This window comes from Mycobacterium kyogaense, from assembly GCF_003254575.1.
Classification (GTDB): domain Bacteria; phylum Actinomycetota; class Actinomycetes; order Mycobacteriales; family Mycobacteriaceae; genus Mycobacterium; species Mycobacterium kyogaense.
Genome location: NZ_QJUA01000029.1, coordinates 45,993 through 71,488, shown reverse-complemented (window position 1 = coordinate 71,488; position 25,496 = coordinate 45,993). Strand labels below are relative to the sequence as shown.

The window sequence follows — 25,496 nt, the reverse complement described above, 5'->3', positions numbered from 1 at the left end:
GCATCGACGCGGGTGACGCCCGCCTGTAGGCGATTGTTGAGGTCGCGCCGGGCCTGGGCGCCGATCAACACGTCGATGACCACGCCGAGCACGACGAGCAGGACCGCGAGGAAAACCAGGACGGCGACGTCGGCGCTGCTGCGGCAGTTGCGCATCCTGATGGTGGTCGCGGGCATCGCGGTGCTGCTGGTCACCGCGTTCGGCGTGACGCTGATCGCCCGCGCCACGATGCTGCCGCTGACCCGCCTGACTCAGGTCGCCGAGTCGATCGCTGCCGGCGACCGCGCCAGGCGGGTGCGACCGGACCGTCCCGATACTGAGTTGGGCCGCGCTGCAGCCGCTTTCGACACCATGGTGGATGCGCTGCAGTATTCCGAGAATCGTGCCCACCAGTCGGCGCAGGCCGCCGCACAGGCAGAAGGCGCCACCCGCCGGTTCCTGGCCGATGCCGCGCACGAACTCCGCACGCCGATCGCCGGAATCCACGCTGCCGCAGACCAACTCCTGTCATCAGCCATCCAGCATGACGATCCCGAGTCCGCGCGCCAGCGGCACCGCGCCGAGTTGGTGCTCAGTGAGGCGCGCCGGGCGGGAAGGCTGGTCGCCGACATGCTCGACCTCAGCCGCATCGACGCCGGGTCACCGCTGGATCTGCAGACCTGCGACCTGGTGGCCCTGGCCGACGCCGAGCGGGACCGCAGCGCCGTGCTCGCCCCGGGCCTGCAGATCCGACGCAGCGGCGACGCGATGCTGCCGGTCGTCGCCGACCCTCTGCGCATCGCCCAGATCCTCGCGAACGTCGTCGACAACGCCCGTCGGCACACCCCGGCGGGCGGGGTCATCGACATCGACGCCCGCGCGGACGGTGCGCGTGCCGTGCTCACCGTCACCGACACCGGGCCCGGTGTCCCCGACGAGCAGCGAGAACGGATCTTCGAGCGACTGGTACGCCTCGACGAGGCGCGCGACCGCGACCGCGGCGGCGCCGGGCTGGGCCTGCCGATCGCCCGGGCTCTTGCGCGGGCGCACGGCGGGGATCTGGTCAACGTGGCGCACCGGCACGGGGCGCGATTCGTCCTGACGCTGCCGCGGCGTTGACGTAGTCATGCGACTGTGCGGTCCAACCGGACGAATCCGGTTGGACCGCAGCGACTTCAGTCGGTGTTACTCGGCGTCGACGGTCGTGGGAGAGATGGACGTCTGCGCGCCGGCGTGCTGAATCTCCACCTTGCGCGGCTTGGCCTTCTCGGCGACCGGGATGGTCACCGTCAACACCCCGTTCTCGTAGGTCGCCGAGATCGCGCTGGTGTCGATCCCGTCGCCGAGGGAGAGTTGCCGGCGATAGCCGCCGAAGAAACGCTCGTTGGCCAGCCATTGCGCCGACTCGTCGGAGCGGGCGGTGCGGTGGGCAGAGATGGTCAGCGTGCCGTTGTCGACGTTCACGTCGACCGAACCCGGATCGACGCCGGGCAGATCAGCGGTCAGCACGTAGTGGTCGTCGATCTTGCAGAGGTCCATCGGCATGAAGCGTGGGACACGGTTTGATCCGGTCTGGCTGGTCAGCAAGCCCCGGGTCAGAGAGTCAAGGTCACTGAACGGATCAAAGCGAAGCACAGTAATTCACCTCCTATGTCATCCAGAGCCCGCCACCCTGGCGGGCGACCAAATCACTGTGCACCAGCGAGATTAGCACTCGACATCAGGGAGTGCCAAGAGGTTTCGGGTCCCTGATGTCAGCTGTCGGAGAACGAGATCGCATCGGTGGGGAGGACGGCGGCCACGCGTCCGGGGGCGGCCTGATACGACCAGTACAGATTCGTGTGGTCGATGACTGCCGGCACCGGGGGAGCGCCCCACGACGTCTTGTCGCCCGCGGTGTGGGCGTCGGCGACGAGGGTGACGTCGTAGCCGCGCACGAACGCGCCGTGCAACGTACTGCGCACGCACGCATCGGTTTCCGCCCCGGTCACGATCAGCCGGCCCACACCGCGGTCGGCCAGCGTTCGCTCCAGTTGGGTCGCTTCGAACGCGTCTCCGTAGGTCTTGTCGATGATCGGCTCGTCGTCAGCAGGGGACAGCTCGGCGACGATCTGCCAGCCGTCGCTGCCATGACGCAGGTCGTCATCATGGTGTCTCACCCACACGACGGCAAGGTCGCGCCGGCGTGCACGCTCGACCAGCCGAGCGATGTTGGCCACCACGGTGTCTCGCCGGAAAGCGCCGGCGACGACATCGTTCTGGACATCGACCACGAGGAGCGCGGTCGTCGTCCGGTTCGCGAGCGTCGTCATGACGTCATTATCTGCGCCCCGCGCAGCGGTTCGAGACATTGATCGCAGGTGAGCCTCGGATCGAACCGGTGCCCGCACGCCACGTGGGTGACGCGGACGGCCGGCCCGTCGGGATCGGGGTACCAGCGCTGCGCCCATGCCAGCGCGCAGACGACGACGGGCAGCAGCGCTCGCCCCTTGTCGGTCAGCACGTAACGGCCGGCGACCGTGTGCAGAATTCCTTCGGCGGTGAAGACGGCCAACCGTCCGGAGATGGTGGCCGTCGGCGCGCCGAGTTCGTTCTGGAAGTCGGTGAACCTGCCTATCCCGACGAACGCGGCGACCAGAACGGCGAAGCCCCAGCGGTCACCGATGACCGTCATCGTCTGCGGGAACAGCACACCGGCGCGCCGCTCAGCGGACCGGCGACGAGTCGTGGCCGACGGGACGGAGCGCTCCCAGCCCCCGCTCGGGCCCCATTGCGCCAGAAGCTCTTTCTCCGAGACGACGGGGGTCTCGCACGACCGGCAGGTCAGCCTCGGCGCGAAGAGCGCGCCACAGGAGCTGTGGCGCATCGCCGGCAGCGGGCGCGAATGTTCAGGCACCCAGCTGCGCTCCCACTCCCAGATCGAGGTGAGCATCGGCCACAGGGCGCGGCTCTTCGAGGTGACCGTGTAGTCGACTCGGCTCGGATGCTGTTGGTATTCACGGCGGGTCAACAGGTCTCCGGTGACCAGGGTGCGCAGTCGCCCCGACAACACGGCGTGCGAGACGGGAAGAGCATCGACGAAATGGCCGTAGCGCGAGGCGCCGAGCAGGGTCTGCTGGACGATCAGCAGACTCCATTCGTCGCCGAGGACACCCAGCATCCGTGCGACGGAGTTCGGGGCGTCGGTCACAACCTGATCGCAGCGGCGGCCGAATCGCTGTCGCGCCAGCGGGGCAACTCCGACCCGGCTGCCCACGTGGAGTGGGTGCCGCTCGAGATCCGTTCGGGCAGTTTGAGTGTGCACACCGGCCCGTCGGCCACCCGGGCTGCGTCGAACACCAGGCAGTACGAGGCGTCGGTGTTCATGTCGGTGGTCAACGTGACGAGGTACCCGTCGTCTTCTGCGGTACCGCCGGGGCGGGGCGCCATCGCGGTCTCGCTGCCGTAGACGCCGTCGTCGAACGCGAACCGTTCCTCGCGGCCGGTGTGCAGATCGTGCTTGAGCAGTCCATCGAACAGGAACCAGGACGGCTTGCCCGTCGCCGCGTAGGTGTAGCGGTGGGCACGGCCCGCATAGTCAGGGTTGATCATGCCGAATTCGCTGATGCTGTCGGTCAATTGCTCCTCGCGGACCTCGCCCGTCACGAGATTGAACCGCCAGCGGTGCAGCCGGGCCTGCATCCGGTCGAGGGCGAGGAACCGGAAGGCGCGCTGCCACTTGTTGCCCATCCCGTTGTCCGCGGGTTCGGGGTCGCCCTGGAAGAACCCGTCGAGCACGATGTCGTCGCCGTCCTCGTAGGCGTTGGGGAAGTGCAGCACGTAGGTGGGGTCTGCCTCGAACCAGCGGATCTGGGAGGCGTCTCCGCGACGCGGGATCACCGCGAAGCGGGACGGGGTGTCCCGGTGGAAGCGCGGTAGGTGGATGTCGTGCTCGAGCAGAGCGGCATCCCAGAAGAGTGGGAAATCGTTGAGTATCACGTAGTTCTCGGTGAACGCCATGTCGTGGGGCAGGCGTGGGCCGGGGAGTTCGACGTCGACGCTGTGCACCACGTCGCCGGCATCGCTGACCACGCCGTAGCGCAGGTACGGCGCCTGCTTGCTGTAGCTGAAGTACAGCAGATCGCCGCCGTCCACCTTGGGGTGCGCGGACACTCCCCAGTCGCGGGGGAAGCCGCCGTTCCAGTTCTCCTTGCCCAGCGCATCGCCGGTACACGGATCGATGCGATACAGGTCCCCGCATTGGTAGTGGCTGGTCAGCGCCACCCCGCGATGCACGATCACGTCGGTCGACGACGCATCCTTCATCAATGTCCTTGCGCCCCAGCCGTGGTCGCGGCGAGACAGTTCGATCGGCTCGGCGATGCCCGGCCACAGCGGCCCGCCCGCCTCGTTCTCCGCGAGGAACCCGTCGGTACGAACGAACCGATTGCGGTAGAACGCTTTTCCGTCCCGGAATCCGACGATGTGCAGCATGCCGTCACCGTCGAAAGGGTGGTAGTTCTTCAGCGCGGGGTGCAGAGGGTTCTCGGTGTTGCGTAGATACACGCCATCCAGATCGTCGGGAACGGTGCCTGCGACGACCTCGAGGTCGTCGCTGTCCCACTCGGTCGTTTGTGGCCGCCACGGGCCGGTGCGATAGGGGTGGTCGTCGTCTGGCGGCAGGGTGGACAGGAAGGTGGCGACCACCTCGGGATGGGTGCGCAGGCTCATGAATGTCTCCCGACGACGAAGCTGACGGTGGTGGCGGTGCTGCCACCGAAGTTGAGGGTGCCGAAGGTGGTTGCGCCGTCGACCTGGTAGCCGCCTGCGGTTCCGCTCACCTGGCGGGCGGCGTCGAGCAGCATCCGTACCCCGGACGCGCCGACGGGATGCCCGCCGCCGATGAGCCCGCCGCTGGGGTTGATGGGGCATCGGCCGCCGGGGTCGATGTCGCCGCTCTCGATGGCCTGCCACGACTGTCCCGGCTCGGTCAGCCCGATGTGGTCGATGGCCATGTACTCGCTGGGGGTGAAGCAGTCGTGCACCTCGAACCCGTCGATGCCGTCGAGGGTGACCTGCGCGCGCTGGAAGGCATCCTGCACGGCTGACCGAACGTGGGGTAGCACGTAGGGCGAGTCCGCAGAGCGTCGCAGCTTCTGCTCCAGCCCCAGACCCACGGTGCGATGGCCCCAGCCGTCGATGCGGGCCAGCGGCCGGGCCGACGGATGAGCGCGCAGCCAGCCGTCGGTGACCAGCACGATGCCGGCGCCCCCGTCGGTGATCTGGCTGCAGTCGAAGCGACGCAGCCTGCCCTCGACGGGCGGGTTGCTCACGTCGTCGGCGGTGAGCGGCTGCGGTACGGCCCACGACCGGGTCTGCGCGTTCGGGTTCGCCCGCGCGTTGGCGAGGTTGCGTGCGGCGATGGCGCGCAGATGCGCGTCGTCGATGCCGTAGCGACGGTCGTAAACGGCTGCGACGGTGTCGAACATGTGCGGCCACATGTATTTCGCGTCGGCTCCCTCGTGGCCCGTCCACGCCGCGGTGCCCAGGATGGCCGTCGCGGTGTCGCCGGGCACGGTCTTCTCCAACTCGACGCCGATCACCAAGGCGCTGTCGTAGGCCCCGGACCGGAGGTCGGCGATGGCGGCGAGCGTGGCGACGCTGCCGGATGCGCAGGCGGCTTCATGGCGGGTGGCGGGGGTATCCCACAGGCCGTCGCAGACGGTCGCCGGCATCGCGCCGAGGTGACCTTGGCGGGCGAACAGCTCGCCGAACGCATTCGCCACGTGCACGACGCCGATCGCTGCGGCGTCGACGTGCGCGGCGGTCAGGGTGGCTTCGACGACCTCCGCCGTGAGTCCGGCGAAGTCCGCCCCCTCACGGTCGAGGTTGCGCGCGAAGTCGGTTTGATAGCCGCCCAGAATCCAGACGCCGGCTGTGCTCACCGGCGTGACGCTACTACTTCAATTAGCAGAGTGACAGGGGTTAGGCGGTCTCGTCGGCTGTTGGCTGAACCGACGAGACCTGACAGGCGCTTCGGTCGACCGAGGCCCCTGCCTGCGGCCCTGCATTGCCCGCGTGCCAGCGAAGCAAACCCTGCTCGGTGTACGGTTCCCTTCGATGATGGAGTTCACGAGGTCATGACCGGTTCGACCAACCGCGATCTGGCACAGCGGATGGCCGAGCTTGCTCGAGCGGTCGCCTCGCCACGCAGCGTTGACGACGTGCTGTCCGATGTCACCAGAGAGGTGCTGGAGCTGATTCCCGGCACCGACGCGGCCGGCATCCTGTTCGTCGGCAAGGCGGGGCGCTTCGAGTCCGTCGCCGGCACCTCCGAGCTGCCGAACGAGCTGGACCGGCTGCAGATGAAGTTCAACGAGGGTCCGTGCTTGGAGGCCGCTCTCGAGGAGACCATCGTGCGCTGCGACGACTTCGCCGCCGATCCGCGCTGGCCGCGCTACTCGGCGGCCGCCGCCGAGTTGGGGGTGCGTAGCGGCTTGTCGTTCAAGCTGTACACCAGCTCGCAAACGGCGGGTGCGCTGAATTTGTTCGCTGTGAAGCCGAACGCGTTCAGTGCCGCTGACGAGAACATCGGTGCGGTCCTGGCGGCCCATGCGGCCGCCGCGATCCTTGCCAGCCGCCATCACGAGCAGTTGCAGTCGGCGCTGTCCACGCGGGATCGCATCGGTCAAGCCAAGGGCATCATCATGGAGCGCTACAACGTCGACGATGTGGCGGCGTTCGACATGCTGAGGCGCCTGTCGCAGGACAGCAACACGAAGCTGACCGACATCGCCACGCGGGTGATCGAGACCCGGGGTAACTGACGTCGTCACGAGGCGAGCAGCAGTGCAGCGGTGAGGACCATGACCGCGGCGGTCCCGGCGTGCACTCCGTAGGCGATGGATTGGGCGCCTCCGTTCCGGAGCACGATGACGGCGTCACCGAGCGGAATCACGGTGGCCGCCAGCATCACCCAACCCACGAGGTGGGTGGCGTGGGCCAGCAGGAGCACGATGACGATCAGCCCGGTGGCGATGTCGCGGATGCCCTTGACGCTGAGATAGGCGCGGGCGCCGGATGGGTCCCCGGTACCGAGGAGGACGCCGTAGCCCGCGGCGGCGGCGCCCGGGGCGACGAGAAACCTGGCGCCGATGGCGATGATGGCGGCGGCGAGAAGGCCGGCGAGGACGTAGCCGATGGTGATCACGACGCGCTCAGCTCAGCAGTCCGGCGCACGCTGCGGCGACCGCTACGCCCTGCAGGACGGCCCGCGCGGTGATGATGGACTCCCACTTAGCTTGCAGTGCGCGACCGTTCGTGAGTGTGCGCCCCGCTTCGGCGGCCGCGGTCAGTTGGCGATTGATCGGTGCGCTGACGCGGGTGTAGAGCACGAGCCACATGAGTAGAGCCACCGAGGCGGTGCCCGCTGCGACGGTCTGGGCCCAGTGCCCGGCCACGGCGCCGGCGACGGTAGGTACCACCGCACCGGCGATGCCAAGCACTCCAGGCAGTGGCATGCGGCGGTCTCCGTAGCGGTGCACCTGACCCATCACCGCCACGAGTGCGTCGTCGCCGACGTGTGCCAGCGCGGGACGTATGGCCATCGCGCAGAACACGTCAGTGCCGTACACGACGCCGGTACCGAGCACGGTGACGAGCGCGCCGCCGCGGATCAAGAAGTCGATGTCCATCACAAGCTCCTTCGTTTGACGTATGTGTTAGCAACGCTAACCCTCAGGTCGAACGACGATAATAGCGACGCTATTCCGAATTAGCGGTGCTAAATATTAAAGGCGTGACATGCGACGCTTGGCAACGTCACGTGATCCCGTAAGCCCCGCTAGACCCAGAGACCATCCGAACGGCTAGCCCCGCCGTGCCGCGGGCTCCACGAACACCCGTCCTGCCAGCGCGCCCGGCGACTCGTGCAGGACTCCGCCGGTCACGAGACCGCCGAGGTTGATGGGCACATACCCCAGATCTTCGATGAGCTGAGCCGCCACGGCGTGAGCGTCGTCGTGGTCGCTGGAGTGGAAGAGCACCTTGGGCGCGCCATCGACCGTGGGGCCTTCGTCGTAGCTGCTGTGCAGCATGTGGTTGAACGCCTTGACCACATGGGCACCGGGAGCGAGATCTTGGATGACTTCGCTCGAGGTCTTTCCGCCTGTGTCGGCGCGGGTGAAGCCCGGCATGATGATCGGATTGTTGGTGTCGATCAGTGTCTTACCGGCGAGATCCACGCCGGCCAGGGCGGTGGGGATGTCACGCCAGGCCACCGCGAGGAACACAATGTCGCGGGAGGCGGCATCGGCCGCAGTGCCGACGCTGATGCCGAGGGGATCGAATGTCTCCCTGAGGGTCTCGGGATCGCGGCTGTTGCTGACCAGGACGTCGTGGCCGGCTTTGGCGAGTTGGGTGCTGACGGCTTTTCCGATCATTCCGGCGCCGATGAAACCGATGTTCATGATGTTCCTGTTCGAAGGTGGGAGGGTTCGGGGGATCAGGCGGTGGCGTCGGCCCACAGCGAGTCGATCTCGGCCAAGGCCGCCGCGAGGCTCTTCTCGTGCAGCGGAATCAACTCCGCCATGGCCGGATTCACCGGTGCCATCGTCAGTTCGGCGGTGATGATGCGTGGCGAGAGGCCGGTGGGGGAGACGCCGTGGACGAGCCAATTGCCGGCGTGGTCCCAGCCCTCTCGCGGAGTGCCCGCGCCGTATCCGCCGCCTTGGCTCTCCAGCACGATGAACTCGGTGTCGCCCAGGAGTCCGGCGCCAGTGGCGGGATCGAACGACAGCCCTGCGGCGATGATGTGGTCCACCCAGGACTTGACGATGCTGGGGGCGCCGTAGTTGTAGAGCGGCAAGCCCAGAAGCACAGTGTCGGCCGCTGTGATCTCATCGACCAATCGACGTGACAGCGCGAAGGATTCGGCCTGTGCGGGGGTGTGTTGGTCAGCCGGGATGTTGCGGGCCAGGCCGCTCACCGCGTCGAAGTGGGGGACGGGCTCCGCGGCCAGGTCGCGATAGGTCACTGTTCCACCGGGATGAGCCTGAGTCCACCGCCGCGCTGCGTGCGCGGTCAGCTTGCGGCTGATGGAGGCATCTCCCTGGATGGAGGAGTCGATGTGCAGGAGGTGGGCCATGGTGTGAGCCTTTCAAATATCGTTTGTACGATGCAAACTATCACTACGTTGAATACCGTCAAGAAATTCCCGTAGTCTCCTGGCATGAGCAATACGAGTGACAACAGCGCGATCCCGACGTATGGCGTCTTCGGCAGTTACCAGATGTTTCGTGACCTGAGCGGACAGCAGCTGCGCGACATCGAGGCGCTCGGCTACGTCGGCCTGTGGGCGGGCGGGTCTCCGCCCGCGGATCTTTCCTGGGTCGACGAGATTCTGGCGGCCACCGAAACACTCCACGTCGCCACCGGCATCGTGAACATCTGGACCGCGAACGCCGCCGATGTGGCGCGGTCCTACCACCGCATCGCCGACGCCTACCCTGGTCGCTTCGTCCTGGGAATCGGTGCTGGACATCCCGAAGCGTTGGCTGAATACTGGAAGCCCTTTGACGCACTCAACGACTATCTCGACGAACTGGACCGGCACGGCGTGCCCGCGGATCGCCGAGTGGTCGCCGCTCTCGGTCCCCGCGTGCTGAAGCTCGCGGCTTCGCGCAGCGCAGGAGCGCATCCCTATCTGACCACCCCGGAGCACACTGCCGAGGCGCGAAAGATCGTCGGCGCTGGAGCATTTCTGGCACCGGAGCAGAAGGTCGTGATGACCACGGACGTCGAGCAGGCCCGGAAGATCGGGCGTGAAGCGCTGGCGATCTATCTCTCGCTTGCCAACTACCGCAACAATTGGAAGCGGCTTGGCTTCACCGATGCCGACATGGACGGTACCGCCAGCGACGCGCTCGTCGATGCGATGATCGCGCACGGCACGGTTGATCACATCGCGGCGCGCTCGAGGGAGCACATCGAAGCCGGTGCCAATCACGTTGCTGTGCAGATCCTTACCGATCCATCCACGCTGGTGCCGGCACTGGCAGAACTCGCCGAAGCGCTCATCGAGAAGTAGTTGGTATGCACGAACCATCAGTGCCATCTAGGTAGTCTTGTGACATGAGTGATTCCGCTGACGGCAATAATGCGAGTTCACCGGAGATCGTCGGCGTGATGATGGATTACATTCTGCGGCGCATGCAGACCGAGGCTGACGGCGATCTGCTTCCGCACGGCATGAAGGTGCGGCATGCGGTGGTGCTGACAATGCTCCGCGACCTTGGTGAACAGCCGCAGGCCGAGCTGCCCAGGTCTCTGGGCATCGATGCCACCGGTGTCGTCGCGTTGCTCAACGGCCTCGAGGACGAGGGGCTCATCGAACGGCGCCGGTCACCGGAGGATCGGCGTAAACACAATGTGGTGATCACCAAGGCCGGGCGTAGGAGGCTCGGCGAGATCGAGAAAGCCGCCGCCGTCATCGAACGCCGGATGCTCGGCCTCCCTCCGAGAGAACTGGCCACCCTGCACCGGCTCCTCGCCAAGGCCATGGCCAACATCGCGGCGAGTCAGCGGGAGTAGGTCGATCTCTCAGCGGAGAGGCGGGCGTACTCCGAGGGCGGGCACCCTGCCACCCGTGCGAAGGCAGTCGTGAAGGCAGTCGCCGACTGGTAGCCGACTACCGAAGCGACATGCGCGACGGTAGCCCGATCGACCCCCAGCATGTCCTTGGCCAAGGCCACCCGCCATTCCAGAAGGTACTGCATGGGCGTCAAACCCACTGTGCGAGTGAATCTTTGCGCGAAAACTGCGCGAGATACCGCGGCCACGCGGGCGAGGTGTTCGACAGTCCAGCCGCGGGCCACGTCGGCGTGCAGTGCACGCAGCGCGGGGGCGAGTACCGGGTCGGCGAGGCCCGCGATCAATCCTTTACCTCGGCTGCCCAAGTCTGGTGCGGTAGGAATACGCGCGGCTTCGATGACGAGCACCTCGACGAGACGCTTGAGGATGACGTCGCGGCTGGGGCCGTCGGTGTCTGCTTCTTCGGCGATGAGCTCGACCAGACGGGTCAACCTCGCCGCACCCGATTGGTTGCCCCTGACGAGGATGACCGGTGGGAGGAGCGCGACCAGCAGTGCTGCGCTGGCCGGGTCGAAGCGGAAGTACCCGCCGAGCATGCGCATGTTGATGGGCTCGGATGTGCCGCCGTGGTGTGTGCCGCCTGAGTGGTCGAGCGGCGTGAAGATCGCCGTGGCGTCCGAGTGACTGCGCATGATGAATGCCGGCGTGTGCGGGAAGAGCAGGAAGTCCCCGCGATGCAGATCGATCGGGTCGAGACCATGGGGCTCCAGCAGGCACGACCCGTCGAGCATCACGCAGAACGCAGGGTCGCCGTACCGAGGTTTCCGAACACCCCACTGGCCGTCACCGGTGATGACCTTCGCCAGGACCGCCTCGGGGCGCAGCAGCGACATCAGCTCCTCCATCGGTTCGGTGTCGCCCATGCCGCAGACGCTAGCGCGGCCGCTGCCCGGCCGTCGGTGCCGACGTGCGAGCGGGGGAGGGTCAGGTCAGTCGGGCCAGCGCCACGGCGTCGGGGCCGGCGGGGTACTGCAGCTGGTCCGACGTGTCCGTGGCGGCCGCGAACACCACGTCGGCGACGTCCTCGGGGGTGGTCACCTCGCCCTGCTGCCCGAACGCCTCCATGATGGGGGCAGCAAACGTTAAGTACGCCTCGGGGATCAGGCCCGACATGCGGTCCGTGCCGTTGCTGGTGAATGCGGTCGACGGACCGTAGCCGGGCTCGACGAGCTTGACCCGCACTCCGAAGTACCCCAGTTCCAGGGCCAGCGATCCAGAGAATCCTTCGATGGCGGACTTGCTTGCGGTGTACACGGCGGCCAGGGGCATCGCCGCCAGAGTGGTGCTGGAGGTGACATTGACGATGACACCCGAACGGCGTTGACGCATCTGAGGCACGACCGCCTGGGTCACCGCCATCACACCAAAAGTATTGGTGTCGAACAGTTCTCGCACGGTGTCCATGGGGGTGGCCTCGAACGCTCCGACAGCGCCGATCCCTGCGTTGTTGACCAGGACGTCGATCGGCCCGGCGGTCTGCATTGCGTTCGCGATGCTGTCCGGGTCGGTCACGTCGAGTGCGACGATCTGCAACCGGTCCGAGCTCGGCAGCACGTCTTGACGTGGTGTTCGCATGGTGGCGATGACGTTCCACCCCTCGTCGAGGAATCGTTTCGCAGTGGCGAGGCCGTAGCCCGAGGAGCAACCGGTGATGAGCACTGATGTCATGCAGCAAAAGCTAATGAGTGCAGACGGTTCTGAAAACGCTGTCCCGTCTCGAAGAGCTTCGCGATCGTCTTGGGGTAGTGCGGGCGTGTCCAGGATCAGCCGAAGCCACTGTCAAGCATCAACCGGCGCAGTACAACAAAAAGTGCCCCTGTTCGGCTTCGGTTGATTCTTGACGGATGTGTTCCGGTTGATCCTTGACACTCGGTGTGTGGTTCTAGGCCTGTGCGCTGGTGCGCAGGGCCCGCTTGTTTCTTACCTCTCCGGTGCTCGTGCGCGCGGCGGTCTTGACCAGGACGTCACCGATGTAGAAGCGCAGCAGCTCGCCGTCGACGTGGACGTCGCACCGCGATCCTGCGTAGTGGCGGCCCAGACTGACCTGTTGCCAGGACACACAGACCACGCCGTTGGTGGTCACCCGCCGACTCACCCAGTCCGACCCGCACCGTTCGCCATGCAGCCCCTGAGGCGGTGGCAGCGTCGCCGCCGCCGGCGCAGACGCGTCGGGGGTGAACCGTGAGGCCGGAGTGGCCATCTGCAACGCCTGGTGGGGTCGCTCAGTGTTGTAGAACCGAACCCACTCATCGAGGGCCTGCTGCGCGACTCTGATGGTGACGAAAGGGCCGCAGCCACTGAGAAACTCGGCGCGCAGACTGCGATGGAAACGCTCGATCTTCCCCGTGGTGGTCGGTGAACGCGGCTGAGTCAACAGATGATCGATGCCCTGCTCGCGACAGATCGCGTCGAAGAGCACCTCGACCGGCGGATGGTTAAACCGGCCAGTGAACACCTTGCCGTTATCGGTCAGGATCTGCGTCGGCGCGCCGTAGGTGGCTAGCGCACGACGCAAACCATCGCAGACCGCGCGGGTCCGCTCCCGAGCCATCACCGTGGCGCACACGCACATCCGGGAATGATCATCGACGCCGGTGAGGACCTTGGCTGAGCTGCCATCGGCCATAGCGACCCCGCCCACGACGTCCATCTGCCACAACTCCATCGCAGCGCCGCGTTCCCACCGTTTCCATTTGCGTGAACGCCGGTCCCGCGCATGCGGATCAATCATCTGCGCACGTACCAACGCCCGATAAGCTGACGACTCCGAGGGCACCGGCCTCACTCCGCGCTTGGCCAGTTCGAACACCAACCGCCGCGGACCCCAGTACGGACGCGATCGCCGCAACTCCAACAACGCCGCCTCCACCTCGGCCGACATCTGATGCGGACACGACACCGGCCGATGCGACCGATCCACCAAGCCCTCCAGGCCTTCGGCCTCATACCGCGCCAGCCACGCATGCAACGTCTGCCGCGACACGCCTACCTTCGAGGCGACCTGCGAGATCGACAACCCATCGCTGATCACTGCCAACACAGCCTGATACCGCTGCTCAGCCACGCTCAACTCCCTCATCCAGGGAGTGTCAAGGATCAGCCGAAGCAACTGTCAAGCATCAGCCGAAACACTGTCAGGCATCACCCGAAACAGAAACGTCAACCATCAGCCGACGCAATACAATCACAAAGTGCCCCCGGCAGGATTCGAACCTGCGACACCGGCTTTAGGAGAGCCGTGCTCTATCCCCTGAGCTACGGGGGCGACGCTGGGAGCTTACCGGGCAACGACCGCTGAACCCCAGTCCGTCCGATATGGCAAAAATGACAAAACGCAGCGAAGCCGCCGGTAGCGTCCCGAGCGTGGAGCTGACACTGCAACGCATCGGCGCCTGGTCGGGCAGCATCATGATCATTCTCTACGGCGCCAGTTTCTCCGGCGTCGCGCAACTCTTCCCGCCGTTGTCGCCGACCGCCTCTGCCGACGAAATCGCAACGTTCTTCGTCGACCACAAACTCTGGATCCGGTTCGGTGTCTCCGGCGCACTACTCAGCGCCGCACTCGCGCTGCCGTTCCTCGCGGCGGTCGTGCTGCGTGTCCGGCGCGCCGAGGGCGCCTGGGGCATGCTGTCCGTCACCCAGTTGATGGCTGCCACCGTGTTCGTGCCGGCGCTGATCTTCCCGCAGTTCTTCCTCGGGGTGGCCGCCTTCCGCCCCGAAGGCCGATCCGCCGAACTCACCCAGGCGCTCAACGACGTCTTCTGGCTGTGGTTCATCGGCATCGTCGGGACGATCATCGTCCAGAACATCACCCTGGCCATCGCCGCGTTCACCGACCAGGCCGACACCCCGACCTTCCCGCGCTGGTACGGCTACCTCAACCTGTGGGTGGCCACGCTGTCGCTACCCGGTTGCGTCGTAGTCGTTTTCAACGACGGGCCGCTCGCGTGGAACGGGGTGTTCGCGTTCTACATCCCCGGGCTGGTGCTCGTGATCTGGTTGTTCACCACGACGGCGGTGATCCTGAAATCGATCACGGTCGAGCGGGCACTGTCCGGGTGACCGCCGCCGTCCGCCGGGTGCCTGCCGAAAGTGGCACCTGGGTCTTCCTGTTCGGCGACATGCTGGTGTTCGGCGCGTTCTTCGTCACCTTCCTCGTCGAACGGGCAAGAGCGCCAGAGCTTTTCGACGAAGCGCGAACCACCCTGCACATCGGCGTCGGGGTGACCAACACGCTGGTGCTGTTGACCAGCTCGCTGTGCGTCGTGCTCGCTCTCAACGCGATGCGCGCCGCGCAGCGCACCATCGCCACCCGCGCGGCCGGTGCGGCGATAGCCTGCGGTCTGATCTTCATCGCCCTCAAGGTGACCGAATACGTCTCGCTCGCCCACGCGGGACGCGGCCCGGGCGCCAATCACTTCTACCTCTACTACGTCATCCTCACCGGACTGCACCTGTTCCACGTCTGCCTCGGTGTGGGTGCACTGACGTTTCTGCTCACGCAGACCCGACGTGACGAGCTCAGCGCCACCCGCACCGCACTGGTCGAAGGCGCCGCATGCTTCTGGCATCTGGTGGACCTGCTGTGGATCTTCCTGTTCGCACTCCTGTATCTGGTGAGCTGACGATGACGGTGCTGAAGCTGCTCGCGAACCGCGCCGGGCTGAGCTGGCTGGTTCTGATCGCCGCCACCGTGGTCTCCTGGGCGGTGGGCGCCGAACACGGCACCGGCTCGACGGTCGGCGTCCTCGTGCTCGGCATCGCCGCGATCAAGGTGCGCCTCGTCGGCCTCGACTTCATGGAGTTGCGGCACGCGCCGATCGCGCTGCGTGCCGCGTTCGAGGCGTACTGCGTGGGGATGTGGGCGCTGCTCTCAGGGCTGTATCTGTGGCTCTAGCAAGCTATTTCAACAGAGCGATGACTTCGCCGAAGGCTTCGGCATGCCGATCCTGCACCGTCACGTAGCTGATGCCGTAGCGGTCGCGGTAGCTGCGAATCCGGTCGGCCATGTCGGCCGCGGACCCTGACAGCACCCCCGGATGGCGCAGCAGTTCGTCGTCGGACAGGCCGGGCAGGAAATGCCGCGGAATCGTCAGGTCCGGCATGCCGGAACCGTCCAGCGGCATCGCAGTGACCGCGATGTTCAGTTCCAGGGCGTCGAAGCGGTCACCGGCAGCGTCGCGCACGAACGCGATCCGATCTGCCAGCGGATCCTCGTCGGCGTCGGGCGCCCGGTCCCCTCCGGTGAGCCCCACGATGTCGGCCATTCGAGCCGCGATCCGCAGGACCCGATCCCCGTTGCCGGCGATCATGATCGGCACATCGGGCGCGTGCTCGGCCAGATACGCGCAGGTGTCTCGCAGGTGCTCGACCCGCGCGCCGGCGCTCGGAAACGGAATACCTGCGGCGTCGAACTCTTCCTTGACGTAGCCCGTGCCCAATCCGAGGTCGAGGCGGCCCTCGGACACGTCGTGCAGCGCCGTTACGTCACGCGTCAGTAGTGCCGGCCGATAGAACGCCGCGTTGAGGACGAACGTGCCGACCCGCAGCGTCGACGTTGCCATCGCGAGCGCCGTCATCACCGGAAACGGTGCCGGGCCACCCAGGTGGTCGGGCACGTGCACCACGTCGTAGCCGAGGTCCTCGGCCTGACGTGCGAAATCGTGCAGCTGCCGGCGTGACGTACCGCGCATCACGCCGATACCAAATCGGAACTCATCGGCCACGATCCGATCGTAGGGACAGGTTTGAACCGGATCCGGCAGGGGCATTAACGCTGCAGACTTTTCCCGCCGATCCGGCCCGTCGTTGAACACATCCGACGGGCCGGATCAAAATTTTTAGCAGGTTGTGCACGGCCATGGCAGACATCCCGACGATCGGCGTCGAAGAAGAATTCCTCCTGGTCGATCCGGAGTCCGGCGCACCGCTGCCCCGTAACCGCGACGTCGCCGACCATGCCGCCCAGTTGGGGCTCGACCTGCAACTCGAGCTCACCAGCTGCCAGATCGAGACGGCCACGGACGTCGCGCACACCGCCGACGAACTCCACACCTCCCTGGTCCGGCTGCGACGCACCGCCGCTGACGCCGCCGATCAGGCCGGCGCGCGGCTGCTGGCGGCTGGACTGCCCCCGACACTGCCGCACGACTTCCCGATCACCGACACTCCGCGCTATCGGGACATCGGCGACCGGTTCGGGATGATCGCCCATGAACAAGGCATCAGCGGGTGCCACGTGCATGTCGCCGTCCCGGACCGGGACGCGGCGGTCGCGGTGTCGAACCGCCTGCGCCCGTGGCTGCCGGCGTTGCTCGCGTTGACCGCGAACTCGGCGATCTACCGCAATGCCGACACGGGCCACTCGAGCTGGCGCAGCGTCCTGTGGGCGCGCTGGCCGAGCGCCGGCCCGCCACCGCACTTCGACTCCGCCGCGGAGTACGACGCCGCGGTGCAGATGCTGGTGCAGTCCGAGGTGATCCGCGACGACGGCATGGTCTATTGGGACGTGCGGCCCTCGGCCGACTTCCCGACCGTCGAGATCCGGGTCGCCGACGTGCCCGCGACAGTGGAGGAGACAGTCCTGCTCGCGGCGTTGGCCCGCGCCGCGGTGATGACCGCGCTCGCGGAGGAGGACCGCGGCGACCCGCAACCGACGGTGGATGCCTGGACATTGAAGGCGGCCTACTGGAAGGCCGCGCGGGACGGCCTGGACGGACACGGCGTCGACCTACGCAGCAACACTGCCGCGCCGGTGCAGACATTGCTGCAGAACCTGGTCGACTGGGTGCGACCGGCGCTCGAGGTCGCCGGCGACGAGGACCTGGTGCACCGCAGCCTGAGCGCCGTCGTCGAGCACGGCAACGGGGCGATGCGGCAGCGACGGGCATGGCGGCGCCGACACGACATGCGTGACGTGCTCGCCGTCGTCGCGGACGCGACCCTGGAGTTCTAGGCCAGCGGGAGCTGGGCGAACGCTGGCGTGGTCGGTTCCTTGGACCCGCCGGGCGGTTCGACGGTGAACGCCAGTGACTGCGACGAGCCGAGGTCCGGCAGCACCGCCGTCGTCGACGGTGTGACCGCGCCGGCGTCCATCGTGCCCGCCGAGTGCGGACCATCGGCGGCGACGAGCCACATCTGGTAGACGGTTCCCGGCTTGGGCGGCGTCACGTTGTTCATCACGAGCACGCCGGAGTCGCGTTCCCGGGAGAACACCAGGGTCGCGGTGCCTCCGCCGGGGATGTCACCCGACACGGTGCGCACGTCGGGCGCTGCGAAGATCTGGTCGGTCGTGGACTCCGAAGCGCTCGGACGCATCGCGACTCCGACGCCGAGAGCGCCGAGTCCGACGGCGACCACGGCCGCCGCGGCGAGCATCACCGTCGCCCACCGTCGCCGTTTCGGGCCGAGCGAACGGACCGCTGCACCACCACCGCCACCGCGTTGGATCTGGCGCAGCACCTGAGCGCGCAGTTCCGGCGGCGGTTCGACGGCCGTGGCTTCGGCGATCACCGCCATGGTCTCGCGCACGGCGCGGACTTCGGCGCGGAACGCCTCGGCCACCTCCGGCGGGGCGTCGTGGAGCCGGCGGTCGATGTCGTCGGCTTCGTGGTCACTGAGCGCATGCAGCGCATAGGGCGTTGCAAACGTCAGTAGTTCTTCCGGGCTGGTCATGTCACCCCCAGGCATCGGCGGAGACCGCGGATCGCGTCACGCATCCGGGACTTAATGGTGGCAAGGTTCGTCGAGAGATGCTCGGAAACTTGCACGTAGGTAAGACCGTCGTAATACGCGAGCTGGATGCATTCGCGTTGGGTGTCGGTGAGCGACCCGAGGCACGCCGCCACCTGGCGGCGCTCCTCGTCGAGGATCACCTCGTCGGCGACGTGATCGGTGGGCGGCTCGACGTTGGCGGCGCCGTACCGGGATTCCCGGGTACTGGCGGCCTGCTCGGAGCGCACCCGGTCCACCGCGCGCCGGTGCGCCAGGGTCATCAGCCATGCCAGCGGCGACCCCGCCGACGGGTCGTAGGTGTGTGCGTTGCGCCAGACCTGCAGGTAGATGTCCTGCGTCGTTTCCTCGCTGTATCCCGGGTCGCGCAGGATTCGCACAACCAGACCGAAGACCCGCGACCGGGTCTGGTCGTAGAGAGCAGCGAAGGCGTCCACGTCCTGGCGGGCCACCTGGCGCAGCAAAGCGTCGAGTTCGGCGGTCACGAGCGGTAGCCTAGCGGCTGCCCGCGGGCCGTCAGTTGAAGTCGTGAGCAAGGATGCCGTCATCAGGTGTGCCAGACGATCACGAGTGATACACCTTCTCCCGCTCCTCGGAGGGGTGCGGCACCACCGGAACGCGGCGCAGGCGCAACAGGGTGCCCTGGACCCGCATGCTCAGCGAGTTCATCTTCGGTGCCAGCGGCGACACCACCTGCAGCGCCAGGATCTGTGCGGTTCCGACAGCCTTGCGGTCGCCGCGCATGGTCGCGACGAACGCCGGATGGTTCTCGCGGTGCAGCGAGATGCGCAGGTCCAGACGCTCGTTCGGGTGCGGCGCATTGATCAGGTAGTGGCCGTCGACGTCGTTGAACGGCGAGACGTACAGCTTCTTCGTGACCATCGCGGGCCAGTCACCCGACGGCGGGAGCAGGTAGGCGTGCCGCTCACCGCAGCTGTTCTGCACCTCGACGATGACATGCCGGAGCATGCCGTCCGGGCCGTGGCACCAGTAGAAGGTGAACGGGTTGAACACCGAACCGAGGACTCGAGGTTGCAGCAATGCGGTGACCCGGCCGTCGGCGAGGTCGATGCCTTTGTCGGCGAGGAACGCGTCGACGCGGCCGCGCAGAGTGTCGACGGGAGCCGGCCACAGATGGTCGGCGGGGTCGAAGGTCGCGAACGCGCGAAGCCATCCCGGCACGTGAGGCATGTGGTCGAGATCGACCAGCCAGCTGTAGCTGCGGTGCTCGAAATAGTGATGCACCGGTGCACGCCGCAGGTGCGTGATCCGGGTGCGGTAGAGCGCCGCGGTCGTGTCCGCAGCGCCGCCCTGTTGTTCCACACCCTGTATTCGGAGCGGGCGGGGTTGCGGATTGCGCCCCGATGGTGTCTCTCTGTCAGTCCTGTCGCCAGGACCGGGCGGCCTGCACCAATCCCTGGACCAGGGCCGAGGTCGCGGGAGCGAGACCGTCGTCGCCCGGCAGGCCGCTGCGCGGGCTGATCCCGCGCACCCGCGAGGAGAGTTCCAGTTGGGCGCCCCCGCCGCGGGGGCGATTGACAGGGTTGTCCGGATGCAGGCCGCGAAGTTCGCGCGGGATCGCATCGAGCTCGGTGATGACCCGGTAGCCCGGAATCTCGATGTGATCGGCGAGGTGCTGCGCCAGCTCACGACGCCGGCCGCCCGCCAGCAGCTCCGTGCTGCGCCCGATCCGGCCGTATCCGTGCAGCGATACGGCGACGTCGACGTGGTCGAGGAAGTCCTTCAGCCGGGGTGAGTGCGTCGGATCGTAGAGCGCTGACGCGAGGTGGTGGGGATACCGGTCCGGGTGGTGGACGACGTAGAGGGACGCACCCGCGGCATCCGCGGCGCGGCGTGCGATCACGTCGGTCATCTGCTCCAGTCCGCCACCGTGGATGGCCAGGAACCCGAACCGCGACCGCAGTGCGCTCTCCTCGGAGATCCCGGGGGAGGCCAGGAGCTCTGACAGTGATTGCGGGGCAGCAGAATTGGGGGCCGTATCGCGGCGCGGCCACCGCGTCGGGTCCCACCGCTGGAGGAAGTCGATCCAGCGATGTGGCAGGCGATGGTGCTGGGCGCCCTCGAGGATCCGTTCCAGGTAACCGGGGCGCGGCGGGCCCGGTTCGACGCGGTGGTCGATGTAGACCCAGGCGGTGCGCTGGCCGTGGGCGGTGTCCACGGTCAGCGCGTCGCGCCGATAGCGCACCGGCACCCCCTCGGCGCTGTCCAGCGTCTTCAGGTCGTGGTCGGAGATGCGCCACACCACGCCGTGCACCACCCCTCCCGGCTGCGGTTCGACGGTGGCGACCCCGCGTTCGTTGATCAGCCAGTCGTGGTCGGCCAGCGTGGCGGGCTGCGGATCGGTGGCATCGGGGCATCGCTGCGCCATCTGGCGCACCGACAGATTCGAGCCGTACGCGAAGTAGTGGTGCCGCGCGGTCATTCAGCCCGTCAACGTCAGATAGATGAGCGCCACGTTCAGCACACTAATCAGTCCGGCGACGAGCCACCCCAGGGCCGTGGTCAGCGCGCGGTTGACGTCGACGCCCATCAGCGCCCGGTCACTGGTCAGCCGGATCAGCGGAATCAGCGCGAACGGGATTCCGAACGACAGCACCACCTGCGACAACACCAGGGCGCGGCTCGGGTCCACCCCTGCCGCCAGCACCGCCAGCGCGGGCAGCAAGGTGATCAGACGGCGGGTCAGCAGTGGCACCGACCGGCGCAGCAGACCGTCCATGATCATCGCGCCGGCATAGGCGCCGACCGATGACGAGGCGAGCCCCGACGCCAACAGTCCGATCGCGAACAGCAGGGCCACGGTGTGGCCGAGCGTGTTCTGCACCGCGGTGAACGCTCCCTCGATGGAGTCGGTGTCCGCGATTCCCTTCAGAGTGGTCGCGGCGACCAGCAGCATCGACAGATTCACCGCGCCGGCCACGAGCATCGCTGAACCGACGTCCCAGCGGGTGGCACGCAGGAGAGCCTTGCGTCGGGGACCTGGCGCGTGATGCCCGTGTCGGTCGCGCGTCAACCCCGAGTGCAGGTAGACCGCATGGGGCATCACCGTCGCCCCGAGCATCGCGGCCGCCAGCAGGATGCTCTCCGGCCCGTCGAAGCGGGGCACCAGACCGCCGAGGGCCTCGCCGACGGGCGGTGGCGCCGCGAACAAGCTGGTGAAGAAGCCGACGGCGATGACCGCCAACAGGCCCGTGATGACGCGCTCGAACACGGTCTGGCCGCGGCGGTCCTTGACCAGCAGCAGAACAAGTGACACAGCGCCGGTGATCACGCCACCCACCAGCAGCGGCAGATCGAACAGCAGATACAGCGCGATGGCACCACCGACGACCTCGGCCAGATCGGTCGCCATCGCCACCAGCTCGGCCTGCACCCAGTAGGCCACCCGGGTCGGGGTGCTCATCCGGTCGGCCACTGCCTCGGGCAGCGATCGGCCCGTGACCACTCCGAGCTTGGCGGACAGGTATTGAACCAGGCATGCCATCAGGTTGGCGGCGACGATCACCCATACGAGGAGGAAGCCGTACTGGGCTCCCGCGCTGACATTGGCCGCGACGTTGCCGGGGTCGACGTAGGCGATGGCCGCGACGAAGGCGGGCCCGAGCAACAACCACAGGGGACGGATCGGTGCTGCGACGTCGGGCTTCACCCGGGAGCCTTTTCTGTTCGTCGGTACGAAGAGAAAAGTTAGGTTAGACGAAACTTGGCGGGCACCGCAATGTCTGCGGTGACGCGGAGCAGGTCAGGGCAGGTAGCCGAATGCGCCGAAGGGGTAGTAGCCACCGCCCTGCCAGCCGCCCCAATTCCAGGGTGGCGGCGTCGCGGTGATCTGGGTGCTGCCGTTGGTCTCGCAGTACGTGATGGTCTTGCCGACGTCGCTGCACTTCGGCATCGCCGTCGCGACTCCCGCTCCGCCCCAGGCGATCGCGACACCCGCACCGGCAAGTGCCACACAGCCGAGTACTCGACGCATCATCGTCGGCTCAGAGCACGTAGGGGCCGTAGCCCCAGCCGAAGCCACCCTCCCACGGCTCGGCATACACGCCGGGGCGGGAATCGATCTGGGAGTTGCCCGGTGATTCGCACACGGTGTTCGCGCCACCCTGGAAGCCGCCGCCCTCACCGGTCTGAACACAGGACGGCTGTGCCAGCGCAGCAGGTGCGGCGGCGATCGCGAGAGAGGCTCCGCCGGCGACGAGCACAGCGGCGAAAGTGGTCAGGCGGGCCTTCATGCGGAGTCCTTTCAGCAGGTTCAGGGCTTAGCGTACAGACCTTTGCCAGTCACGGGAGGTAAGTCGAGCGCCGTCACGATTCCCGGCGCGGCATCGATGACCGCGGGGATGGCGTTCACCACGCGAGCGGCCGTGGCGACCAGGCCGGCGTGGTTGTGGTCGCCGTGGGGACTGCTCAGGCACAGATCCACGGTGTAGGACGGTTCGCCGGTGATCTCGATCCGGTACGAACCGCCGGGTTGAGCGGGCTGCGGCCAGTCCGGACACAGATCGTCGCGCAGCCGCGTGACGTGTTCGAGAACCACCGCCACCTCGCCGTCCTTCATTCCACGCACCTCGAAACGGATTGCCGCCGTAGTGCCTTCGGCGATATGGCCGGAGGCGATGTCGAAGTCCTCGGGTGCGGGCACGCGAGTGTGGGTCTCGGTCACCTCGTCGAGTTCCAGGCCCAGGCCGGCGGCCATCTGCCGCACCACCGACCCCCATGCGAGGCTCAGCACGCCGGGCATCAACAGCATCGGCGTCTCGTCGAGGCTGCCGCCGAAACCCATCACGTCGAACATCACGGTCGCGCTGTCGTAGGTGTCGTAGTTGATGATCTCCATGCAGCGGATCTGGCTGATGCTCTGGCAGGTGCCTGCCAACGCCATCGGTAGCAGATCGTTCGCGAAACCGGGATCGATCCCGTTCACGAACACGCTGGCATTACCGGCCTTCGCCGAGTCCTCGATCGGGTTCACCATGTCATCCGGCAAGACGCCCCACGGGTACTGCAGGAACACCGCGCTGCTTCCGACCACATTGATGCCGGCAGCCAGGATGCGCCGGTAGTCCTCGAGAGCCTCGGGCAACCGGTTGTCGGCCATCGCCGTGTAGACCGCGCAGTCGGGGGCGGTGGCGATGACGGCCTCGAGATCGGTGGTGGCCAGCACCCCGGTCGACACCCCGAGTCCGGCGAGTTCGCCGGCGTCGGTGCCCGCCTTGGCGTCCGACGACACCCATACCGCGGTGAGTTCGAACTGCGGATTCGAGATCAATTGCGCCAGAGCGTGTCTGCCGACGTTTCCGGTTCCGATGGCGGCGACGCGAATCGTCATGGTGTCCTTCACAGATCGGGGATGGGCAGTTCGAGGTTCGGGTAGGTGATGCCACCGTCGACCTCGAGGGTTTTGCCGGTGAGGTAGGCGCCGGCCGGGGACGCGAGGTAGACCGCGGCCGCGGCGATGTCGAGCGGATCGCCGAGCCGGCGCATCGGGGTGGCCTTCTCCATCGGCGTCCGCAGGTCGTCGTTGCTCGCGACGATGTCGAGGGCCGAGGTCAGGATGGAGCCGGGCGCGATCGCGTTGACGCGAATGCGGGGTGCGAGGTCGAGTGCCGACAGGCGCGTGTAGTGCGCCAGCGCGGCCTTCGCGGTGCCGTAGGCCGCGAATCCGCGCCCGGCGACCCGCGACATCGTCGAGGTGATGTTGATGATGCTGCCGCCGCCGGAGTGCTCGAGCATCAGCGGCGCGGCGGCGAGCGTCAGTGCATGGGCAGTGGCGACGTTGAAGGCGAATGCGTCGCGCAGATCCTTGGTGGAGGTGTTCAACAGCGCGTTCGGCATGGTCCCGCCGACGTTGTTGACGACGATGTCTAGTCGGCCGAAAGCCTCCACCGCCTGGGCTGCCAGCGCCGCGGTGTCCTCGGCGTGAGCGAGGTCGGCGACGACGATGTGCGCACGCCGGCCGGCCGCGGCGACCTGCTCGGCGACCTCCTCCAGCTGGGCCTGTGTTCGTGCGGAGATCAGCACGTCAGCGCCCGCTTCCGCGAAGGCGACAGCCATCGCCGCGCCGAGGCCGCGGCCTGCGCCCGTCACCACGGCCACCTGATCGTCGAGCCGGAATCTGTCCAGAATCACGGGCGTCACGCTAGCAAGCGCACCGCCACCTCGGTGGGCGTTTCTGGAACACGTTCTATTTTTTGGTCGCTGCTTTCTTCGCAGCCTTCTTGGCCGGGGTTTTCTTCGCCGCCTGTGTGGCCGGTGCCTTCTTGGCTGCCTTCTTCGCGGGGGCCTTCTTGGCAGGCTCCCCCTCTTTCTCGGAGCTGGAGTCCTTCTCGGTGCTGGACCCCTGCTCCCTGCGGGCCTTCACACTCGCCTCGAGCTTGGCCAGCAGGTCCGAGACGTCCTCGGATTCGTCGAGTTCGGTGGGTTGCTCCTCGGTGGTGAATGCCTCACCGCCTTCGAGCTTCGCCTGGATCAGCTCGTGCAGGTGCTCCTGGTAGTCGTCGTGATACCGGTCGGGATTGAAGTCGTCGGTCATCGAGTCGACGACCTGGCTGGCCATCTTGAGCTCCGCGGGCTTGATCTCGACCTCCTTGTCCAGGATCGGGAAGTCGGGGTCGCGGATCTCGTCGGGCCACAGCAAGGTGTGGATCATCATCACGTCGCGCTTGCTGAAGTCCTTGACCCGCAGCGCGGCCAGCCGGGTCTTGTTGCGCAGCGCGAAGTTCACGATCGCCACGCGGTCGGTCTCTGCCAACGTCTTGGCAAGTAGCACATAGGATTTCGACGACTTCCCGTCGGGTTCGAGGAAGTAGCTACGGTCGTACATCAACGGGTCGAGATCGCTGGCTGGGACGAACTCCAGCACCTCGATCTCGCGGCTGCGCTCCTCGGGCAGGGAGGCGATGTCGTCGTCGGTGATGATCACCGTCTGGCCGTCATCGGACTCGTAGGCCTTGGCGATGTCGCGGTACTCGACGACCTCGCCGTCGACTTCACACACGCGCTTGTACCGGATGCGCCCGTTGTCCTTGGCGTGCACCTGATGGAACTTGATGTCGTGGTCCTCGGTGGCGCTGTAGACCTTGACGGGGACGTTGACCAGCCCGAAGGCGATCGAACCCTTCCAGATGGACCGCATC

30 protein-coding genes, 1 tRNA gene and 1 pseudogene are annotated in these 25,496 nt (G+C 67.0%); 8 read left to right on the top strand and 24 right to left on the bottom strand.

All coding sequences use genetic code 11. The annotated features are described in order from the left end of the window. Positions 1-120 precede the first annotated feature (120 nt). A pseudogene (locus tag DMB80_RS19095) lies at positions 121-1,098 on the top strand (HAMP domain-containing sensor histidine kinase); the annotation flags it as partial. A gap of 66 nt (positions 1,099-1,164) precedes the next feature. Here DMB80_RS19095 and DMB80_RS19090 read toward each other — a convergent pair. From DMB80_RS19090 to DMB80_RS19070, 5 genes are all read right to left on the bottom strand, one after another. Continuing rightward, on the bottom strand, positions 1,165-1,614 hold the full coding sequence (locus tag DMB80_RS19090; RefSeq protein ID WP_073685592.1) for an Hsp20/alpha crystallin family protein: 450 nt from the start codon (positions 1,612-1,614) through the stop codon (positions 1,165-1,167). 119 nt (positions 1,615-1,733) lie between these two features. Next, positions 1,734-2,291 carry an isochorismatase family protein gene (locus DMB80_RS19085; RefSeq protein WP_111511291.1) on the bottom strand — a complete coding sequence of 186 codons (558 nt, stop codon included), beginning with the start codon at positions 2,289-2,291 and terminating at the stop codon, positions 1,734-1,736. After that, positions 2,288-3,139, bottom strand: a complete 852-nt coding sequence (locus tag DMB80_RS19080) for a winged helix-turn-helix transcriptional regulator (protein WP_111511300.1) — start codon at positions 3,137-3,139, stop codon at positions 2,288-2,290. The genes DMB80_RS19085 and DMB80_RS19080 overlap by 4 nt, the downstream gene beginning before the upstream one ends. Before the next feature lie 26 nt (positions 3,140-3,165). Next, entirely contained in the window at positions 3,166-4,689 is a 1,524-nt protein-coding gene (locus DMB80_RS19075) for a carotenoid oxygenase family protein (protein WP_111511290.1), read from the bottom strand. Then, positions 4,686-5,903, bottom strand: a complete 1,218-nt coding sequence (locus DMB80_RS19070) for an acetyl-CoA acetyltransferase (protein ID WP_111511289.1) — start codon at positions 5,901-5,903, stop codon at positions 4,686-4,688. The genes DMB80_RS19075 and DMB80_RS19070 overlap by 4 nt, the downstream gene beginning before the upstream one ends. A gap of 195 nt (positions 5,904-6,098) precedes the next feature. Between DMB80_RS19070 and DMB80_RS19065 the strand changes: the two genes are divergently transcribed. Continuing rightward, positions 6,099-6,785, top strand: coding sequence for a GAF and ANTAR domain-containing protein (locus DMB80_RS19065; RefSeq protein WP_111511288.1), 687 nt, complete (start codon positions 6,099-6,101; stop codon positions 6,783-6,785). Between the two features lie 5 nt (positions 6,786-6,790). On the opposite strand, the gene DMB80_RS19060 is transcribed toward DMB80_RS19065, so the two are convergent. The 4 genes from DMB80_RS19060 to DMB80_RS19045 all read right to left on the bottom strand — a co-directional run bounded on the left by DMB80_RS19060 (position 6,791) and on the right by DMB80_RS19045 (position 9,103). Next, positions 6,791-7,168, bottom strand: coding sequence for a DUF4267 domain-containing protein (locus DMB80_RS19060; protein WP_111511287.1), 378 nt, complete (start codon positions 7,166-7,168; stop codon positions 6,791-6,793). Positions 7,169-7,175: 7 nt separating this feature from the next. Continuing rightward, positions 7,176-7,652 carry a DUF1772 domain-containing protein gene (locus DMB80_RS19055; RefSeq protein ID WP_111511286.1) on the bottom strand — a complete coding sequence of 159 codons (477 nt, stop codon included), beginning with the start codon at positions 7,650-7,652 and terminating at the stop codon, positions 7,176-7,178. Positions 7,653-7,826: 174 nt separating this feature from the next. Continuing rightward, entirely contained in the window at positions 7,827-8,426 is a 600-nt protein-coding gene (locus DMB80_RS19050; protein WP_111511285.1) for an NADPH-dependent F420 reductase, read from the bottom strand. Positions 8,427-8,461: 35 nt separating this feature from the next. Further along, entirely contained in the window at positions 8,462-9,103 is a 642-nt protein-coding gene (locus DMB80_RS19045) for an FMN-dependent NADH-azoreductase (protein ID WP_111511284.1), read from the bottom strand. Between the two features lie 84 nt (positions 9,104-9,187). Between DMB80_RS19045 and DMB80_RS19040 the strand changes: the two genes are divergently transcribed. Together DMB80_RS19040 and DMB80_RS19035 are read left to right on the top strand one after the other, a co-directional pair. Then, positions 9,188-10,045 carry an LLM class F420-dependent oxidoreductase gene (locus DMB80_RS19040; RefSeq protein WP_111511283.1) on the top strand — a complete coding sequence of 286 codons (858 nt, stop codon included), beginning with the start codon at positions 9,188-9,190 and terminating at the stop codon, positions 10,043-10,045. Between the two features lie 44 nt (positions 10,046-10,089). After that, positions 10,090-10,548 carry a MarR family winged helix-turn-helix transcriptional regulator gene (locus tag DMB80_RS19035; protein ID WP_111511282.1) on the top strand — a complete coding sequence of 153 codons (459 nt, stop codon included), beginning with the start codon at positions 10,090-10,092 and terminating at the stop codon, positions 10,546-10,548. Here DMB80_RS19035 and DMB80_RS19030 read toward each other — a convergent pair. The 4 genes from DMB80_RS19030 to DMB80_RS19015 all read right to left on the bottom strand — a co-directional run bounded on the left by DMB80_RS19030 (position 10,536) and on the right by DMB80_RS19015 (position 13,873). Continuing rightward, positions 10,536-11,471: an AraC family transcriptional regulator gene (locus DMB80_RS19030; protein WP_240431268.1), complete on the bottom strand. Its 936-nt coding sequence runs from the start codon at positions 11,469-11,471 to the stop codon at positions 10,536-10,538. The two genes, DMB80_RS19035 and DMB80_RS19030, sit on opposite strands and share 13 nt — an antisense overlap. A 61-nt stretch (positions 11,472-11,532) precedes the next feature. Next, positions 11,533-12,276, bottom strand: a complete 744-nt coding sequence (locus DMB80_RS19025) for an SDR family oxidoreductase (protein WP_111511281.1) — start codon at positions 12,274-12,276, stop codon at positions 11,533-11,535. Positions 12,277-12,490: 214 nt separating this feature from the next. Further along, positions 12,491-13,687 carry an IS481 family transposase gene (locus tag DMB80_RS19020; protein ID WP_111511280.1) on the bottom strand — a complete coding sequence of 399 codons (1,197 nt, stop codon included), beginning with the start codon at positions 13,685-13,687 and terminating at the stop codon, positions 12,491-12,493. A gap of 113 nt (positions 13,688-13,800) precedes the next feature. After that, positions 13,801-13,873, bottom strand: a tRNA-Arg gene (locus tag DMB80_RS19015). A 50-nt stretch (positions 13,874-13,923) separates the two neighbouring features. On the opposite strand from DMB80_RS19015, the gene DMB80_RS19010 reads away from it, so the two are divergent. The 3 genes from DMB80_RS19010 to DMB80_RS19000 are packed head-to-tail and all read left to right on the top strand — an operon-like array spanning position 13,924 to position 15,505. Then, positions 13,924-14,670, top strand: coding sequence for a hypothetical protein (locus DMB80_RS19010; RefSeq protein WP_205538777.1), 747 nt, complete (start codon positions 13,924-13,926; stop codon positions 14,668-14,670). Continuing rightward, on the top strand, positions 14,667-15,233 hold the full coding sequence (locus DMB80_RS19005; protein WP_111511278.1) for a cytochrome c oxidase subunit 3: 567 nt from the start codon (positions 14,667-14,669) through the stop codon (positions 15,231-15,233). The genes DMB80_RS19010 and DMB80_RS19005 overlap by 4 nt, the downstream gene beginning before the upstream one ends. Positions 15,234-15,235: 2 nt before the next feature. After that, positions 15,236-15,505: a cytochrome C oxidase subunit IV family protein gene (locus DMB80_RS19000; protein WP_111511277.1), complete on the top strand. Its 270-nt coding sequence runs from the start codon at positions 15,236-15,238 to the stop codon at positions 15,503-15,505. A gap of 4 nt (positions 15,506-15,509) precedes the next feature. On the opposite strand, the gene DMB80_RS18995 is transcribed toward DMB80_RS19000, so the two are convergent. Next, the gene (locus DMB80_RS18995; RefSeq protein WP_111511298.1) at positions 15,510-16,334 is read right to left on the bottom strand and encodes an LLM class F420-dependent oxidoreductase; all 825 of its coding nucleotides are present in this window, start codon (positions 16,332-16,334) and stop codon (positions 15,510-15,512) included. Positions 16,335-16,468: 134 nt separating this feature from the next. Between DMB80_RS18995 and DMB80_RS18990 the strand changes: the two genes are divergently transcribed. After that, on the top strand, positions 16,469-17,563 hold the full coding sequence (locus DMB80_RS18990) for a glutamate--cysteine ligase 2 (RefSeq protein WP_111511276.1): 1,095 nt from the start codon (positions 16,469-16,471) through the stop codon (positions 17,561-17,563). Here the strand turns inward: DMB80_RS18990 and DMB80_RS18985 are convergent. The 10 genes from DMB80_RS18985 to ku form a co-directional block, all read right to left on the bottom strand. After that, complete coding sequence (locus DMB80_RS18985; RefSeq protein ID WP_111511275.1) at positions 17,560-18,282, bottom strand: anti-sigma factor; 723 nt, start codon at positions 18,280-18,282, stop codon at positions 17,560-17,562. The genes DMB80_RS18990 and DMB80_RS18985 overlap by 4 nt on opposite strands. Next, positions 18,279-18,887, bottom strand: a complete 609-nt coding sequence (locus DMB80_RS18980; protein ID WP_111511274.1) for a sigma-70 family RNA polymerase sigma factor — start codon at positions 18,885-18,887, stop codon at positions 18,279-18,281. The genes DMB80_RS18985 and DMB80_RS18980 overlap by 4 nt, the downstream gene beginning before the upstream one ends. 16 nt (positions 18,888-18,903) lie before the next feature. Beyond that, positions 18,904-19,662, bottom strand: coding sequence for a DUF1365 domain-containing protein (locus DMB80_RS18975; RefSeq protein ID WP_162938612.1), 759 nt, complete (start codon positions 19,660-19,662; stop codon positions 18,904-18,906). A 55-nt stretch (positions 19,663-19,717) separates the two neighbouring features. Continuing rightward, positions 19,718-20,782 carry a poly-gamma-glutamate hydrolase family protein gene (locus tag DMB80_RS18970; protein WP_111511273.1) on the bottom strand — a complete coding sequence of 355 codons (1,065 nt, stop codon included), beginning with the start codon at positions 20,780-20,782 and terminating at the stop codon, positions 19,718-19,720. Continuing rightward, positions 20,783-22,009 (bottom strand): Nramp family divalent metal transporter, encoded by a 1,227-nt coding sequence (locus DMB80_RS18965; RefSeq protein ID WP_111511272.1) that lies wholly within the window; start codon positions 22,007-22,009, stop codon positions 20,783-20,785. It lies immediately after the preceding gene. A gap of 93 nt (positions 22,010-22,102) precedes the next feature. Next, positions 22,103-22,312, bottom strand: coding sequence for a hypothetical protein (locus DMB80_RS18960; protein WP_046364375.1), 210 nt, complete (start codon positions 22,310-22,312; stop codon positions 22,103-22,105). A gap of 31 nt (positions 22,313-22,343) precedes the next feature. Beyond that, on the bottom strand, positions 22,344-22,592 hold the full coding sequence (locus DMB80_RS18955; RefSeq protein ID WP_046364374.1) for a hypothetical protein: 249 nt from the start codon (positions 22,590-22,592) through the stop codon (positions 22,344-22,346). A gap of 20 nt (positions 22,593-22,612) precedes the next feature. Further along, complete coding sequence (locus tag DMB80_RS18950) at positions 22,613-23,689, bottom strand: NAD(P)H-dependent amine dehydrogenase family protein (RefSeq protein ID WP_111511296.1); 1,077 nt, start codon at positions 23,687-23,689, stop codon at positions 22,613-22,615. 8 nt (positions 23,690-23,697) lie between these two features. After that, entirely contained in the window at positions 23,698-24,489 is a 792-nt protein-coding gene (locus tag DMB80_RS18945; protein ID WP_046364373.1) for an SDR family oxidoreductase, read from the bottom strand. Between the two features lie 55 nt (positions 24,490-24,544). Beyond that, positions 24,545-25,495 (bottom strand): non-homologous end joining protein Ku, encoded by a 951-nt coding sequence (gene ku / locus DMB80_RS18940; RefSeq protein ID WP_111511271.1) that lies wholly within the window; start codon positions 25,493-25,495, stop codon positions 24,545-24,547. Position 25,496: the final 1 nt, after the last annotated feature.

Coding starts and splice junctions, on each gene's coding strand:
- DMB80_RS19085 (WP_111511291.1), bottom strand. CDS start 2,291: ATGACGACGCTCGCGAACCGGACGACGACCGCGCTCCTCGTGGTCGAT.
- DMB80_RS19080 (WP_111511300.1), bottom strand. CDS start 3,139: ATGCTGGGTGTCCTCGGCGACGAATGGAGTCTGCTGATCGTCCAGCAG.
- DMB80_RS19075 (WP_111511290.1), bottom strand. CDS start 4,689: ATGAGCCTGCGCACCCATCCCGAGGTGGTCGCCACCTTCCTGTCCACC.
- DMB80_RS19065 (WP_111511288.1), top strand. CDS start 6,099: ATGACCGGTTCGACCAACCGCGATCTGGCACAGCGGATGGCCGAGCTT.
- DMB80_RS19055 (WP_111511286.1), bottom strand. CDS start 7,652: ATGGACATCGACTTCTTGATCCGCGGCGGCGCGCTCGTCACCGTGCTC.
- DMB80_RS19050 (WP_111511285.1), bottom strand. CDS start 8,426: ATGAACATCGGTTTCATCGGCGCCGGAATGATCGGAAAAGCCGTCAGC.
- DMB80_RS19045 (WP_111511284.1), bottom strand. CDS start 9,103: ATGGCCCACCTCCTGCACATCGACTCCTCCATCCAGGGAGATGCCTCC.
- DMB80_RS19040 (WP_111511283.1), top strand. CDS start 9,188: ATGAGCAATACGAGTGACAACAGCGCGATCCCGACGTATGGCGTCTTC.
- DMB80_RS19035 (WP_111511282.1), top strand. CDS start 10,090: ATGAGTGATTCCGCTGACGGCAATAATGCGAGTTCACCGGAGATCGTC.
- DMB80_RS19030 (WP_240431268.1), bottom strand. CDS start 11,471: ATGGGCGACACCGAACCGATGGAGGAGCTGATGTCGCTGCTGCGCCCC.
- DMB80_RS19025 (WP_111511281.1), bottom strand. CDS start 12,276: ATGACATCAGTGCTCATCACCGGTTGCTCCTCGGGCTACGGCCTCGCC.
- DMB80_RS19020 (WP_111511280.1), bottom strand. CDS start 13,687: ATGAGGGAGTTGAGCGTGGCTGAGCAGCGGTATCAGGCTGTGTTGGCA.
- DMB80_RS19010 (WP_205538777.1), top strand. CDS start 13,924: ATGGCAAAAATGACAAAACGCAGCGAAGCCGCCGGTAGCGTCCCGAGC.
- DMB80_RS19000 (WP_111511277.1), top strand. CDS start 15,236: ATGACGGTGCTGAAGCTGCTCGCGAACCGCGCCGGGCTGAGCTGGCTG.
- DMB80_RS18990 (WP_111511276.1), top strand. CDS start 16,469: ATGGCAGACATCCCGACGATCGGCGTCGAAGAAGAATTCCTCCTGGTC.
- DMB80_RS18985 (WP_111511275.1), bottom strand. CDS start 18,282: ATGACCAGCCCGGAAGAACTACTGACGTTTGCAACGCCCTATGCGCTG.
- DMB80_RS18980 (WP_111511274.1), bottom strand. CDS start 18,887: ATGACGGCATCCTTGCTCACGACTTCAACTGACGGCCCGCGGGCAGCC.
- DMB80_RS18970 (WP_111511273.1), bottom strand. CDS start 20,782: ATGACCGCGCGGCACCACTACTTCGCGTACGGCTCGAATCTGTCGGTG.
- DMB80_RS18955 (WP_046364374.1), bottom strand. CDS start 22,592: ATGAAGGCCCGCCTGACCACTTTCGCCGCTGTGCTCGTCGCCGGCGGA.
- DMB80_RS18950 (WP_111511296.1), bottom strand. CDS start 23,689: ATGACGATTCGCGTCGCCGCCATCGGAACCGGAAACGTCGGCAGACAC.
- ku (WP_111511271.1), bottom strand. CDS start 25,495: ATGCGGTCCATCTGGAAGGGTTCGATCGCCTTCGGGCTGGTCAACGTC.